General features: G+C 39.9%; 6 protein-coding genes. All 6 read right to left on the minus strand.

Annotated features, from left to right (window positions below; translation table 11 throughout):
- Positions 1-37: 37 nt before the first annotated feature.
- On the minus strand, positions 38-2,713 hold the full coding sequence (locus IPJ86_04795; GenBank protein ID MBK7886631.1) for a T9SS type A sorting domain-containing protein: 2,676 nt from the start codon (positions 2,711-2,713) through the stop codon (positions 38-40).
- A gap of 79 nt (positions 2,714-2,792) precedes the next feature.
- Complete coding sequence (locus tag IPJ86_04800; GenBank protein MBK7886632.1) at positions 2,793-5,516, minus strand: T9SS type A sorting domain-containing protein; 2,724 nt, start codon at positions 5,514-5,516, stop codon at positions 2,793-2,795.
- Between the two features lie 61 nt (positions 5,517-5,577).
- Positions 5,578-8,013, minus strand: coding sequence for a T9SS type A sorting domain-containing protein (locus IPJ86_04805; GenBank protein ID MBK7886633.1), 2,436 nt, complete (start codon positions 8,011-8,013; stop codon positions 5,578-5,580).
- 362 nt (positions 8,014-8,375) lie between these two features.
- On the minus strand, positions 8,376-11,054 hold the full coding sequence (locus IPJ86_04810; GenBank protein ID MBK7886634.1) for a T9SS type A sorting domain-containing protein: 2,679 nt from the start codon (positions 11,052-11,054) through the stop codon (positions 8,376-8,378).
- Positions 11,055-11,082: 28 nt separating this feature from the next.
- Positions 11,083-13,764 carry a T9SS type A sorting domain-containing protein gene (locus tag IPJ86_04815; GenBank protein MBK7886635.1) on the minus strand — a complete coding sequence of 894 codons (2,682 nt, stop codon included), beginning with the start codon at positions 13,762-13,764 and terminating at the stop codon, positions 11,083-11,085.
- A gap of 34 nt (positions 13,765-13,798) precedes the next feature.
- On the minus strand, positions 13,799-16,486 hold the full coding sequence (locus IPJ86_04820; protein MBK7886636.1) for a T9SS type A sorting domain-containing protein: 2,688 nt from the start codon (positions 16,484-16,486) through the stop codon (positions 13,799-13,801).
- Positions 16,487-16,657 lie beyond the last annotated feature (171 nt).

Below are 16,657 nucleotides of genomic sequence, written 5' to 3' on the forward strand. Positions count from 1 at the left end.
GCGATTTTTCAATTTTGACTCTTTATGTTGGGTGAGCTTATTGCTTCACAAACGTCGCTCTCATTTCTCCTGATTGAATCAGATAGATACCTGTGGAGAGATGATCTGTTTCAAGAGTAGCTGTTGATGTTGTGATCGTTTTTGCGAGGATGAGTTTCCCATAAATATCCGTCAGCCTCAACTGCGCTTTCCCATTCTCCAATTGAATTCCGGAGATATTAATTGAATTCTCTGCGGGATTTGGGAAGACGAAGAGCTTCCCTTGTGTGGCTGTTGCAGATGGAATTCCAGTAGGGAGAATAATAATAGTTTTAGCTGTGTTGGTGATAACGGGCTCGTTGAAGTCGAAGTAAATGGCTGCGAAGTTGGTGATAGAATCTCCCGCGCTTAAATTTGTTTTAGGCTGAATGCGATAACGAACAAAGCCATGAGAGAGGGGTTCGTTGGTGTTGCTATCCACTAATAAAATATTTTCAAATTTAAATTCCATGTTCCGCTGGTAGTTGATCCAATTGAGATTGACGGGATGCGATGCGTTTACAAATTCGATGGTGGAGAGGTTGAGTTTGATGGTATCAATCGGATTCAGAATTTTTACTGTGAAAGCCGTATCGTTGCCGGTGTTTTGAAAGCGGATGATGTACTCTAACCAGGGAAATGTGCTTAATTGCGTAGTGGTAAATGCAGCTTCGTTCACAAGTATATCATTGGGATCACAGGAGCCTGTGGTATATATTTTCCAGTTGCTGTTATTGCAGCTTGGGTTGGCATCGGTGAGGTATGGTTCGATATGTACACTGCTGTTTATGAGGGTTCCGTTAAGAAGGCCGGGGTTGACATGGACTGTTACGATAATGCTACCGGTTTGGAAGGGAGTCATCGCCGGCAGATTCCATAGCACTGAGTCAGGAGTGATTTGGCTTGGTGGGAGCGTCGCCGACTGAAATGTGATATTGCTGAAAGGGTAAAAAATCACTGTTGGTGTAACGGTGGTTGTACCGTAATTGCCATAACTAATTTGATAAAAGGCATTGAAGCCACTGCGGAAAGGCCCCATTGGTGTTATCGTTACACATACATCATCAAAAGTGCTCTGTGGTTGGAATGCAAAATCGTTGAGGGAATCTGTTTGTTGATTTCCGGTGAAGGCAACGGTGTGCCAAAAAGGAGCAGGATTATACCATAATAATGATTGTGGAGACACTGTGAAATTCCCGGAATCCAACACCACAAGTGAATAGTTTCCATTTTGATCAGTAAAGGTAATTCGACCGGTATTCTGTTCGGTTATCTTCCTTGCAGTCAGAGATAGTTCTGCACTATCTTGTATCCCATTGCTGTTGCTATCAGCGAACAGCCGGCCGGTAATCCTATTAAATTTTTCAGTAAGTTTCACGATCCAATAATCATCACCTCCTATACAATTTGCCGATTTATCTCCGGAAATACCGGATAAGGAATATCCGCCTAAAATATATCCTCCATCAACAGTTACTTGAGCAGACATTAATTCATCCCCTAAACTTCCCCCAATCGTATTCTGCCATTGAATGTTTCCTGCCGTATCCGTTTTTACTATCCAGTAATCTTTATCACCCAAATTAAATTCACTCTTATTTCCTGAGCTTCCGGAAAGTGAAGTTCCGCTTAAAATATAGCCCCCGTCAACAGTTTGCAGAATAGCGTTCAAATAATCAGATAAACTACCACCAATTGTATTCTGCCATTGGACCACTCCACTTGCATCGGTTTTTACGATCCAGTAATCTTGAAATCCTAAATTAACCTCGGTCTTATCGTCAGAGATGTGAGAATCAGAATGACCACCTACAATAAAGCCACCATCAGTAGTTTGCTGTATGGATGACAAAACATCAATACCATTACCCCCAATTGTATTTTCCCATTGTATATTTCCTAAGGAGTCAATTTTAACTATCCAGTAATCAAAGACACCTAAACAATTTTCTGCTTTATCAACTGAAATATTTGAAGCGGAATAACCACCCAAAATAAATCCACCATCACTAGTTTGTTGTATAGAGCGTAAATAATCATAATCACTTCCACCCATCGAATTTTGCCATTGGATACTGCCTGTTGAATCGATTTTTACGATCCAGTAATCCCAACCACCATACCCGACTTCTGTTTTATCTCCTGAGATGCCGGATAGGGACGATCCACCTAAAATATAGCCCCCATCAATGGTTTGTTGGAGTGTAGATAGTTGATCATTATCATTTCCCCCAATCGTATTCTGCCATTGAATATTTCCAAATGAATCAATTTTAACAATCCAATAATCATCACCACCCATGCGGTTTTCTGTCTTATCGCCGGAGATATCAGATAGAGAAGTTCCGCCCAAAATATATCCCCCATCAACAGTTTGCTCAATTGAAGAGTGTCTGTCGTTCCAACCGCCACCAATCGTATTCTGCCATTGGATATTCCCTGATGAATCGGTTTTTAGGATCCAATAATCATATCCTCCTAAACTATTTTCCGTCTTATCACCGGAAATAATGGATCTGGAAGATCCGCCTAAAAGATAACCCCCATCAGCAGTTTGCTCAATTGAAGACAGTTTATCACTCCAACTACCTCCTATGGTCTTCTGCCATTCGATTTCCTGACCTGACACAGAGAGTTTGATAAGTAGCAATAAAACACAAACAAGTTTAAAACGAAGAGTCCTTGTGACGTTCATATCCTTTAAAGTTAATAATCTACTAGTGAGTTAACCGGAAACCTACACTGGTAAAATTTCCAATTAAAACTATAGACTACTATTGCTTCATAAAGGTTGCACGGGATGCTCCGGATTGTAGTAGATAAAGTCCCGAGGGCAAATTTGTTGTTTCGAGATCGGCGATAGTTGATGTGACTGTTTTCTCAAAAATCAGTTTCCCATAGATATCCGTCAACCTCAACTGCGCTCTCCCATTCTCCAATTGAATGCCGGAGATGTTGATTGTATTCTCCGAAGGATTTGGGAAGACATGCAATTTGCCGTGTGTTGGTGATGCAGATGCAATTCCCGTAGGAAGAATAATACTGGTTTTAGCCGTATTGGTGATCACAGGTTCGTTAAAATCAAAGTAAATGGCAGCGAAGTTGGTGATAGAATCTCCTGCGGAAAGATTTGTTTTGGGTTGGATGCGATAACGAACAAAACCATGCGAGAGGGGTTCATTGGTGTTGCTGTCGGGGAGAAGAATGTTTTCAAACTTAAACTCCATGTTGCGTTGGTAGTTGATCCAGTTGAGGTTGACGGGATGCGATGCGTATACAAATTCGATGGTAGAAAGATTAAGTTTGTTGGTATCAATAGGGTTTAGAATTTTTACTGTGAAAGCCGTATCGTTCCCGGTGTTCTGAAAACGGATGATATAGTCCAGCCAGGGTGCGCTGCTGAGTTGTGTTGTGGTGAGGGTATCTTCGTTGACGAGAATATCATTCGGATCAAAGGAGCCGGTGGTGTACACTTCCCAATTGCTGTTATTGCAGCTTGGGTTATCGTCGGTGGCATAAGGCTCAATATGCGCACTGCTGTTGATGAGGGTGCCGATAGGGAGTCCGAGATTCACATTTACTGTGACTATGATGTTGCCGGTTTGGAAGGGAGTTAATGAGGGTAGATTCCATATCACTGAATCAGGAAAGATTTGGGTAGGGGTAAGTGTTGCTGATTGAAAAGTGATATTACTATCTGGATAAAAATAAACAGTCGGCGAAACAGTGGAATTACCGTAGTTACCAAAAGTGATAGCATAACTTGCTGAAAAGCCGCTGCGGAAATTTCCCATAGGCGTAATCGTTACACAAACATCTTCAAATATGCCTTGAGGTTGAAATGCAAAATCGTTGAGGGAATCGGTTTGATTTATTCCTGTGAAAGAAACTGCTTTTGATATTGGCAAAGGACTAAACCAATTCGCCAGCTGAGGAGTCAACGTAAAATTTCCAGAATCCAAAACAGATAAATTATAACTACCATTTTGATCAGTAAACGAAAAACGGCCAGTGTTTAATTCAGTAATCTTCCATGCTTGCAATGGTGGTTCTCCGGCATCTAGTACGCTATTGCCATTTAAATCTGCATACACTTGTCCGAATATCATACTGAAACTTTCGGTCAATTTGATTACCCAGTAATCTTTTCTAACTATGGCTAGCCCCATGTTATTTTCTGTTTTATCTCCAGAAATATTTGAGTAAGAACATCCGCCCAAAATTATGCTTCCATCATCTGTCAGGCTTAGTGAATTCCAATCTTCGTTGAGGCTACCACCAATAGTATTTTGCCATTGTATATTTCCAAGGCTATCCGCTTTTACAATCCAATTGTCCAATTGTCCTACATTGTTTTCCGCTTTATCTCCTCCTATATTTGAATCAGAAAACCCACAAAAAACAAATCCACCACCTGGTGTTTCTCTAATCGTAGTCAAATAATCATTACCCCAACCTCCAATCGTATTTTGCCATTGGATATTTCCTAACCCATCCGTTTTTACAATCCAGTAATCTGGACCACAAACACCGCCTGAGGAGCCAACACAATTTTCAATCTTATCTCCAGAAATGGATGACCAAGAAAATCCACCTAAAATATATCCTCCATCGATCGTTTGCTCCATTGATGACAACTGATCATAATCACTTCCTCCTATAGTATTCTGCCATTGTATTACACCCACCGAATCGATTTTAACTATCCAATAATCACTAGACCCTAAACTATTTTCAGTTTTATCACCTGAAATATTGGATTCCGAGTGTCCTCCTAAAATATATCCACCATCAGTTGTCTGTTGAATTGAATTCAGTTGATCTAAGTTATCCCCACCAATCGTATTTTGCCACTGAATATTACCAATAGAATCGACTTTCACTACCCAAAAATCTCTACTGCCCAAATTATTTTCTATTTTATCCCCTGAAACACCTGAGCTGGAACACCCACCTAAAATATAGCCATGATCTAAAGTCTGTTGAATAGAAGTCAAATAATCATCTAAACTCCCACCTATCGTATTCTGCCACTGAATAAAACCAATAGAATCAATTTTCACAATCCAAAAATCTCTTTCGCCTATACAATTTTCCGATTTATCTCCTGAAATGCTCGACAATGAAAACCCTCCTAAAATATAACCACCATCTAAAGTTTGAACAAGAGTGTTTAAGTTATCATACCCACTTCCTCCAATGGTATTTTGCCATTGGATATTTCCTAAAGAATCGGTTTTAACAATCCAATAATCTTCTAAGCCTAAACTGTTTTCTGTCTTATCTGCAAATATGTCCGAATCAGAAAACCCACCCACAATATAACCCTTATCGGTGGTCTGTTGAATGGACGTCAGCCAATCTTCTCTTAAACCGCCAATGGTATTCTGCCAATCGATTTCTTGACCAAATGTTGGCAGGTTGGTAAGCAGAAATAAAACTATTAGACGCATAAAAACGGATAAACGCATATCATTTTCATATTTTAAAATTAACATTCCACTTTCAAATTAATCGAAAATCATACCTGGTAAAATCTTCAATTATAATTATAGACTGTTATTTCTTCACAAAGGTTGCACGCAAATCACCGGATTTTATAAAATAAATTCCACTGGAGAGATTATTGGTTTCTATGATAGTGGTTATTGATGATATAGTTTTTTCGAGGATGAGTTTCCCATAGATATCAGTAAGCCTCAACTGCGCTTTCCCATTCTCCAATTGAATCCCGGAGATATTAAGGTTATTCTCTGTGGGATTTGGGAAGACATGTAATTTATCGGGTAGTGGAGTTGCAGATGTCATTCCCGTAGGAAGACTAATGATTGTTCTTACCGTATTGGTGATGACAGGCTCATTGAAGTCGAAAAATATGGCAGCAAAGTTGGGAATAGTATCGCCGGCGCTGAGATTTGTTTTAGGCTGGATGCGATAGCGAACAAAGCCATGCGAGAGGGGTTCATTGGTGTTGCTGTCGGGAAGGAGAATATTTTCAAATTTAAACTCCATGTTGCGCTGGTAGTTGATCCAGTTCAGGTTGACCGGATGCGAGGCGTTGGTGAATTCGAAAGTGGAGAGATTGAGTTTGTTAGTGTCAATCGGATTCAGAATTTTTACGGTGAAAGCTGTATCATTACCGGTGTTTTGAAAGCGGATGATGTATTCCAGCCAGGGTGCGTTGCTGAGTTGGGTGGTGGTGAGGGTATCTTCGTTGACGAGGATATCATTCGGATCAAAGGAGCCTGTGGTGTACACTTCCCAGTTGCTGTTATTGCAGCTTGGGTTATCATCGGTGGCATACGGCTCAATATGCGCACTGCTGTTGATGAGCGTGCCGATGGGTAGTCCTATGTTTACATTTACAGTGACGATAATGCTGCCGGTTTGGAAAGGGGTTAAGGCGGGCAAATTCCAGAGCACTGAATCAGGAGTGATTTGAGACGGGGGAGGTGTGGATGATTGAAAGGTGACATTATTATACGGAAAAAAATATACTGTAGGCGAAACGGTCGTGTTGCCATAATTTCCGTAACTGATCATATATCTTGCAATGAAACCGCTGCGGAAACGTCCCATAGGAGTAATCTTAATACATACATCTTCAAAAGTACCTTGTGGTTGAAATGCGAAATCATTGAATTTATCGGTTTGATGGAATCCGGGAAAGTTTGCTGATTGAGTAGCGGGAACAGGATTCCACCAATTCAGTATTTGAGGTGAAACAGAAAAGCTTCCTGTATCCAATACAGAAATCGTATAATTTCCATTTTGATCCGTGAAAGTGAATCGACCGGTATTTTGTTCAGTAATTTTCATTCCCACTAAAGGGGGTTCTCCACTATCCGGAATGCCATTGGTATTCAAATCAGCGCACAATTGTCCGCGAATTAAATTGAACTTATCGGTTAATTTTATAATCCAGTAATCATACCCTCCTACACAATTTTCTGTCTTATCTCCTGAGATGCTAGATTGGGAAGATCCGCCCATAATGTATCCCCCATCCATCGTTTGGCTTATTGGGCGTATCCAATCATTATCACTTCCTCCAATGGTATTCTGCCATTGAATGGATCCAGTTTCATCCAATTTAATGACCCAAATATCAACACCTCCCTGGGTATACTCCGTTTTATCTCCTGAAATAAAAGAAGTCGCAAGCCCACCTGCAATATATCCGCCATCACTAGTTTGTTTAACTGAATACAACATTTCACTAATATTTCCCCCCAGAGTTCTCTGCCATTCAATAACCCCCATTGAATCTGTTTTTACTATCCAATAATCCTGATACCCCCGACAATCCTCAGATTTATCTCCTGAAATACTTGAATAAGACCATCCACCTAAAATATAACCGGAATCAGCAGTTTGTTGAATGCTTTGCAATTCATCGACATTATTTCCTCCTATGGTATTCTGCCATTGAATGTTTCCAATGGAATCAGTTTTTACTATCCAATAATCATGGCTAGTGCTGTTTTCCGTCTTATCTCCTGAAATGTTTGAATTGGAATATCCGCCTAAAATATACCCTCCATCAAAAGTTTGTTGAACGGAGTGTAGGTAATCCCTTTTATTTCCTCCAATTGTATTCTGCCATTGAATGTTCCCCAACGAATTGGTTTTTACTATCCAATAATCGTAATCACCCTGACTATTCTCTGTTTTATCTCCTGAAATAAAGGATGACGATCTTCCCCCTAAAATATATCCCCCGTCGGTGGTTTGTTGAATTGAATTTAATGCCTCACCTACACTTCCCCCAATGGAATTCTGCCATTGAATGACTCCTAATGAATCTGTTTTAATTATCCAATAATCTGCATAACCAAACGGCGACTCCGTTTTATCTCCTGAAATATCAGAATCTGACCATCCGCCTAAAATAAAACCATTATCGGTGGTTTGAGCAATCGAGTAAAGGTAATCAATACCCGTCCCTCCAATGGTATTCTGCCATTGGATATTACCCTTGGAGTCGGTTTTCACAATCCAATAATCATTGTCCCCGTGAGAATTCTCGGTTTTATCTCCTGAAATATTAGAAGTGGAAAACCCTCCCAGTATATACCCCCCATCGGAGGTCTGCTTTAGTCAAAACAACTCGTCTGTACCCGATCCTCCAATTGTTTTTTCCCATTCAATTTCCTGAGCGAAAACGGGTTTGAATGCTAATGAAAGCAAACAAAAAATGTATAGTGCAAAGTTATAAATTTTAGTCATGAGCATACAATTTGAAGATTTATCAATTTTAAAATTTGAAGATGTTTTTAATTAGAGGTAGATAATTGAGAGCCATTTTATTTGGTAATGCTTTATTTGAAGATGATACTTTCGAAATTAATTTGAGGTTATTGCTTCACAAAGGTGGCTCTCAATTCACCAGATTGAATCAAATATATTCCTAAAGAGAGATTAATTGTTTCAAGTGTTGTCGTTATTGATGATATCGTTTTTTCTAAGATAAGTTTCCCATAAATATCCGTTAATCGTAATTGTGCTTTTCCGTTTTCGAGTTGGATGCCGGAGATGTTTAATGTGCTTTCTGCGGGATTTGGGAAGACATGTAATTTTCCTAGTGTTGGTGATGCAGATGCAATTCCGGTAGGAAGAAGAATAATAGTTTTAGCTGTGTTGGTGATCTCGGGTTCATTAAAATCAAAGTAAATGGCTGCGAAGTTGGTGATAGAATCTCCCGCGCTTAAATTTGTTTTGGGCTGGATGCGATAACGAACAAAGCCATGCGAGAGGGGTTCGTTAGTACTGCTGTCGGGAAGAAGAATATTTTCAAATTTAAACTCCATGTTACGCTGGTAGTCGATCCAGTTGAGATTGACGGGATGCGATGCGTTTACAAATTCGATGGTGGAAAGGTTGAGTTTATTGGTATCAATAGGGTTTAGAATTTTTACTGTGAATGCCGTATCGTTGCCGGTATTTTGAAAGCGGATGATATACTCCAGCCAGGGTGCGTTGCTGAGTTGGGTGGTGGTGAGGGTGTCTTCACTCACCAAAATATCGTTGGGATCAAAAGAGCCGGAAAGCAATACTTGTGAAGTTGCGAAATTACAAGTTGGATCTGCATCATTGGCGAGAGGTTCAATTCGTACATTTGAATTTACCGGTGAACCAATTTGTAAACCCGGATCAATATTTATTGTCAGAACAATATTTCCGGTTTGAAAGGGGGCCAATGCCGGCAAGGTCCATACAACTGAATCAATGGATATTAATGTTGGTAGAATTGATGCGGTGATATAATTTAAAATTGAATCCGGGAAGAAAACTACAGATGGAGAAATGGTCGTATTACCATTATTGGAATAACTAATTGCATACGAAGCATTAAATCCACTCCGGAAGTTACCTAATGGAACAATACTAACACAAACGTCATTAAAAACCCCAGTTGGTTGAAAAGCAAAATCGTTGATAGAATCAGTTAGCTGAATTCCGCTGAAAGAAACACTTTGTGATGAGGGTACGGAGTTATACCAGTTCACTGTTTGCGGTGACACCGTGAAATTTCCGGAATCCAATACAGACACCGAGTAATTACCATTTTGATCGCTAAAGGCAAAACGACCGGTATTCTGCTCCATAATCTTCCGTGACAATAGTGGGGGTTCTCCGCTGTCCTGAGCGCCGTTGCTGTTAAGGTCAGCATACAACTTACCGTTAATCAAATTATAATTAGTAGTTAGTTTTACGATCCAGTAATCACCACCTACCCCTAAACTTATTTCTGTTTTATCACCGGAGATATTGGAATCAGAATTTCCACCCAATATAAAGCCTCCATCGATAGTTTGCACAATTGAGTAAGTGAAATCATCGGTATTTCCTCCAAGTGTATTCTGCCACTGAATATTCCCTGCCCCATCGGTTTTTACGATCCAGTAATCCCACCCGCCCAAAATATTCTCCGTTTTATCGCCGGAGAAATAAGATTCCGAATATCCAACACAAACATATCCGCCATCCGTGGATTGTTCAAGAGACAATAAATAATCCTTTAAACTCCCGCCAATTGTATTCTGCCATTGGATAGTCCCTGTTGAATCGGTTTTAACGATCCAGTAGTCAACACCTCCCATACTGTTTTCCGTCTTATCTCCGGAGATATAAGATTCTGAATAACCTCCCAAAATATAGCCTCCATCAGTGGTTTGCTTTATGGATTGCAACTGATCATTAGAACTCCCTCCAATTGTATTTTGCCATTGGATATTCCCCGTTGAATCAGTTTTTACTATCCAATAATCCCTCCCTCCTAAATTATTTTCTGTCTTATCTCCGGTGATGTTTGATAAAGAATATCCCCCCAATATAAAGCCCTCGTCTGTGGTTTGATTTATAGAGTACAAAATATCACTAGAACTCCCCCCAATTGTATTCTGCCATTGGACATTCCCTGTTGAATCGGTTTTTACAATCCAGTAGTCATTCCCTCCTATACTATTTTCTGACTTATCTCCTGAGATATTCGAAGATGAATAGCCCCCTAAAATATAACCGCCGTCAGTAGTTTGCTCAATTGAGAACAAATATTCATACCCACTTCCACCAATCGTATTCTGCCATTGGATAGTCCCCATCGCATCGGTTTTTACCATCCAATAATCAGTACCTCCTAAACAATTTTCTGTCTTATCTCCGGAGATGTTGGAATCGGATGATCCACCCAAAATAAATCCACCATCAGAGGTCTGCTTTATAGATTGCAATTGATCAGTTTCACTACCACCAATCGTATTTTGCCACAGGATATTACCCGCACTATCGGTTTTTACGATCCAGTAATCATAAACCCCTAAACCATTTTCTGTTTTGTCTGCGGAGATGTTTGACGAGGAATACCCACCTAAAATATAACCCCCGTCTGCGGTTTGCTGAATAGATGTAAATAAATCATCTCCACTCCCCCCAATCGTATTCTGCCATTCGATTTCTTGGGAGAATACATTTGAAGTACTCAACAATAAAAGTAAAGTCCATTTTAGAAGAAAACTAATTCTGATTTTTTGCATGATGGTAAAATTTATTAAAATTAAATATTTACTGTTTCACAAACGTCGCCCTCACTCCCCCTGATTGAATCAGATAGACCCCATTAGAGAGCTGATTTGTTTCTAGTGTTGAAGTTGTAGTTGTCACCGTTTTCTCAAGAATTAACTTCCCATAAATATCCGTCAACCTCAACTGCGCTCTCCCATTCTCCAATTGAATGCCGGAGATGTTGATTGTATTCTCCGAAGGATTTGGGAAGACATGCAATTTGCCGCGTGTTGGTGATGCAGATGCAATTCCCGTAGGAAGAATAATACTCGTTTTTGCGGTATTGGTGATCACAGGTTCGTTAAAATCAAAGTAAATGGCAGCGAAGTTGGTGATAGAATCTCCTGCGGAAAGATTTGTTTTGGGTTGGATGCGATAGCGAACAAAGCCATGCGAGAGGGGTTCGTTAGAGTTGGTATCGGGGAGGAGAATATTTTCAAACTTAAACTCCATATTGCGCTGGTAGTTGATCCAGTTGAGGTTAACGGGATGCGATGCGTTTACAAATTCGAAAGTGGAAAGATTGAGTTTACTGGTATCAATCGGATTGAGAATTTTTACGGTGAATGCTGTATCGTTGCCGGTATTTTGAAAGCGGATGATGTACTCTAACCAGGGCGCGTTGCTGAGTTGTGTGGTGGTGAGGGTGTCTTCATTCACGAGAATATCATTCGGATCAAAGGAGCCGGTGGTGTACACTTCCCAATTACTATTGTTGCAAATGGGGTTGACATCGGTGGCATAAGGTTCAATATGTACGCTACTGTTGATGAGTGTGCCGATGGGAAGTCCTGAATTTACATTTACTGTAACAACGAAAGTACCGGTTTGGAATGGGGCGAGTGAAGGCAAATTCCATAACACTGAATCAGGAGTGATTTGGCCGGGAGTAACTGTTGCTGACAAAAAACTAATAGTATTAGCCGGATAAAAAATCACGGTGGGTGCAAGCGTCGTAGTTCCGTAATTACCATAACTAATTTGATAATATGCATTCAAACCACTTCTGAAATTACCCAGTGGAGAAATAGTAATACAGACATCATCATAGGCTCCTTGCGGTTGAAAAGCAAAATCATTGAGCGAATCGGTTTCATAAATTGTTGTAAAATTGACTGAGTGCGATGCAGGAACAGGATTATACCAGTTTACAGGTTGTGGCGACACAGTGAAATTTCCTGAATCAAACACTACAAGAGAATAATCGCCATTATGATCAGTGAATGCAAATTCTCCATTGCTTTGCTCTATCACTTTCCTTCCTGTAAGAACCGACTCCCCAACATCGTTTGCAGAATTACTGTTGAGGTCAGCAAATAATTTACCAGATATGATATTATAGGAGTTAGTTAATTTAACCATCCAGTAATCAAAATTCCCATTACTATTTTCTGTCTTATCTCCGGCTATCAAAGAATTAGAATGTCCGCCTAAAATAAATCCTCCGTCATTGGTTTGTTGAAGTGAAGCCAGCTGATCATCCCCTAAACCTCCAATGGTATTCTGCCAAATAATCGCACCCTGAACATCAGTTTTTATTACCCAGTAATTATTTATTCCCAGGCTATTTTCAGTTTTATCTCCGGATATGAGTGAACCGGATGATCCGCCAAAAATATACCCTCCATCATCAGTTTGTTGGAGCGATAATAGGACATCGGCTCCACTCCCTCCTATGGTTCTCTGCCACTGAATGTTTCCAATTGAGTCAATTTTTAAAACCCAATAATCCCAAATACCTTTACGCCTTTCTGTCTTGTCGCCTGAAATGCCGGAACCGGAAAATCCACCAATAATATATCCTCCATCCGCTGTAAGTTCGACAGTAGTTAATGCATCAGTATTATTTCCACCAATAGTATTCTGCCATTGAATATTTCCCACAGAATCGGTTTTAACAATCCAGTAATCTTCAAATCCTAAAGCATTTTCTGTTTTATCTCCAGAAATACCGGAGGTGGATCTTCCACCAATAAAGTATCCCCCATCAAAGGATTGCTTGATGGAAAATAGCCAATCAATATTACTTCCACCAATGGTATTTTGCCATTGAATGTTTCCCAGAGCGTCCGCTTTTACAATCCAAAAATCATTCCCGCCCATACCAACAATATTTTCATTCTTATCGCCTGATGTGTTTGACCAGGAGGTTCCGCCGATGATAAATCCTCCATCAGAAGTTTGCTGAATGGAAAAAAGCCAATCGTCATTACTGCCACCAATGGTATTTTGCCACTGAATATTTCCAATAGAATCTGTTTTTACGATCCAATAATCATCGTCACCATTTGAATTTTCAGTTTTATCACCTGAGATATTGGAGTTAGAAGTTCCACCTATGATATATCCTCCATCAGTGGTTTGCTGAACAGATCTTAACGCATCATCCAAATTTCCACCTATGGTATTCTGCCATTGAATATTTCCTACCGCATCGGTTTTAACAATCCAATAATCAATTCCTCCTAAACTATTTTCCGTTTTATCTCCGGATATGTCTGAGGTGGATTGCCCACCCAAAATAAAACCGCCATCAGACGTTTGTTGTATAGAGCTAAGATGATCAGTAAGACTTCCTCCAATCGTATTCTGCCATTCGATTTCTTGGGCGAAAGTAATTGATGTATTAAAAAATAAAAGCAAAGTCCATTTAAGAATAAAACTGTTCTTGATTTTTTTCATGATGGTTCAAATTTTTAATATTAAAATTCAATAATTACTGTTTCACAAACGTAGCTCTCATTTCTCCCGACTGAATCAAATAAACTCCCGAGGAGAGCGCATTTGTTTCTAGAGTTGTTGTTATTGATGTCACTGTTTTTTCAAGAATCAGTTTACCATAAATATCCGTCAACCGCAACTGCGCTTTCCCATTTTCCAATTGAATACCGGAGATATTAATTGTATTTTCTGCAGGATTAGGGAAGACATGAAGGATACCGGGTACAGGAGTTCCGGATGCAATTCCCGTAGGAAGAATAATACTGGTTTTAGCTGTGTTGGTGATCACAGGTTCATTGAAATCAAAGTAGATGGCCGCGAAGTTGGTGATGGAATCCCCTGCGGAAAGATTTGTTTTGGGTTGGATGCGATAGCGAACAAAGCCATGCGAGAGGGGTTCGTTAGAGTTGCTATCGGGGAGGAGAATATTTTCAAACTTAAACTCCATATTGCGCTGGTAGTTGATCCAGTTGAGGTTAACGGGATGCGATGCGTTTACAAATTCGAAAGTGGAAAGATTGAGTTTGTTGGTATCAATCGGATTGAGAATTTTTACGGTGAAAGCTGTATCGTTACCGGTATTTTGAAAGCGGATGATGTACTCTAACCAGGGCGCGTTGCTGAGTTGTGTGGTGGTGAGGGTGTCTTCATTCACGAGAATATCATTCGGATCAAAGGAGCCGGTGGTGTACACTTCCCAATTGCTGTTGTTGCAGCTCGGATTATCATCGGTAGTATAAGGTTCAATATGCGCGCTGCTGTTGATGAGGGTGCCGATGGGAAGTCCCAGGTTAACATTTACGGTGACGATAATGCTGCCGGTTTGGAAGGGTGTTAATGCGGGCAAATTCCATAGGACTGAATCAGGAAAGATTTGGCTCGGTGTAACTGTTGCGGATTGAAAAGTGACATTGTTGTATGGATAAAAATATACGGTAGGTGAAACCGTAGTGGTACCGTAGTTGCCATAACTAATCATATAACTCGCATTGAAGCCGCTGCGGAAATTTCCCAATGGAGTAATGGTTACACAAACATCTTCAAATACACCTAACGGTTGGAAAGCAAAATTGTTGAGGGAATCGGTTTGGTGGGTTCCTACAAAGGTTGCAGATTGAGTTCCGGGCGAGAGATTATAACAGATTACTGATTGTGGTGAGACAGTGAAATTTCCGGAATCAATAACAAGAACTGAATAGTTTCCACTCTGATCACTAAAGGTGAAACGACCCGTATTTTGTTCTTTAATCTTCTGAGCGGGCAACATAGATTCTCCATTATCATGTATGCCATTGCTGTTTAAGTCAATAAATATTTGACCAGTAATCAAATTGTACTTATTGGATATTTTGACAATCCAATAGTCAAAACTTCCATTACCATCTTCCGTTTTATCTCCGGAGATATTGGATGGAGTGCGTCCTCCTATTATAGAGCCACCGTCAGCAGTTTGTTTAAATGAGGTTAAATAATCATCATTACTTCCACCTATCGTATTCTGCCATTGGATAGAACCTGCAGGATCAGTTTTAATGATCCAGAAATCATAACGTGGTATACTTTGCATCAAACTATTTTCTGATTTATCTCCCGATATAAATGACTTTGAATATCCACCCAAAGCATACCCTCCATCAGCGGTTTGATCAATGGAAATCAGTTCATCATTATTGCTCCCCCAAATAGTATTCTGCCATTGAATATTTCCCGTGCTATCTGTTTTCAAAATCCAGAAATCATGTCCTCCGGTACTAGGTTCCGTTTTATCACCTGATATGAAAGAACTTGAAGATCCACCCAAAATATACCCGCCATCCACTGTTTGCTTAACGGAGTAGAGTTTATCATCACCACTCCCACCAATCGTATTCTGCCATTGAATATTCCCCAGTGAATCGGACTTCACAATCCAATAGTCCCAACTACCATTACTCTGCTCTGTCTTATCACCAGATAAGCCAGAACCGGAGTAAAAACCAAAAATATAGCCCCCATCAGTTGTTTGATCAATGGATGTAAGTCGATCACTATGATACCCACCTATAGTATTCTGCCATTGGATATTGCCCAACGAATCAGTCTTGACAATCCACATATCATCACTTCCAATATTATTCTCTGTCTTATCTCCTGATAGGTTAGAAAAAGAATATCCTCCTAAAAAATAGCCCCCATCAGCAGTTTGCTTTATAGATTTCAATTGATCACTTTCACTACCGCCGATTGTATTCTGCCATTGAATATTGCCGAGTGAATCGGTCTTAACAATCCAGTAGTCCCAACTTCCATTACTATTCTCTGTCTTATCTCCGGAGATATTGGAAGTGGAACTTCCTCCTAAAATATAGCCCCCATCGACAGTTTGCTGAATGGAGTACACCTGATCCATACCTCCCCCTCCAATCGTATTCTGCCATAGGATATTACCAACTCGATCCGTTTTTACTATCCAAATATCATCCCCTCCTAAACTGTTTTCTGACTTATCACCAGAGATATTTGAACCAGAACTCCCACCCAATATATACCCTCCATCAGCAGTTTGCTCAGCACAATATAAGTTGTCAAGATTACTCCCCCCAATCGTATTCTGCCATTCGATTTCCTGAGAAAAGGTAGTAGTTGCCAATAGAATTAAAAGCAAGGTCAGTTTATGAAGAAGATTGTCTTTAACTTTTTTCATGATAGTTTTAAACTGAAAATTTTGCATTGCTCATTATCCATTTATTTTTTCCCGACAATACTGTTTAAAGATATGAAATTATAGCAATCTCAATTAACCCTTATTCGTCAATAAAGGTACATTTTTCTAATTAAAATAGAGATTTAAATATCAATAAAATCTTGAACTTCT

It is taken from the genome of Bacteroidota bacterium (genome assembly GCA_016713925.1).
Taxonomy (GTDB): Bacteria; Bacteroidota; Bacteroidia; order AKYH767-A; family OLB10; genus JAJTFW01.

Bases quoted from the DNA above. Each gene is read 5' to 3' on its own strand.
- IPJ86_04810 (MBK7886634.1), bottom strand. From the start codon at position 11,054: ATGCAAAAAATCAGAATTAGTTTTCTTCTAAAATGGACTTTACTTTTA.
- IPJ86_04795 (MBK7886631.1), bottom strand. From the start codon at position 2,713: ATGAACGTCACAAGGACTCTTCGTTTTAAACTTGTTTGTGTTTTATTG.
- IPJ86_04800 (MBK7886632.1), bottom strand. From the start codon at position 5,516: ATGTTAATTTTAAAATATGAAAATGATATGCGTTTATCCGTTTTTATG.
- IPJ86_04820 (MBK7886636.1), bottom strand. From the start codon at position 16,486: ATGAAAAAAGTTAAAGACAATCTTCTTCATAAACTGACCTTGCTTTTA.
- IPJ86_04815 (MBK7886635.1), bottom strand. From the start codon at position 13,764: ATGAAAAAAATCAAGAACAGTTTTATTCTTAAATGGACTTTGCTTTTA.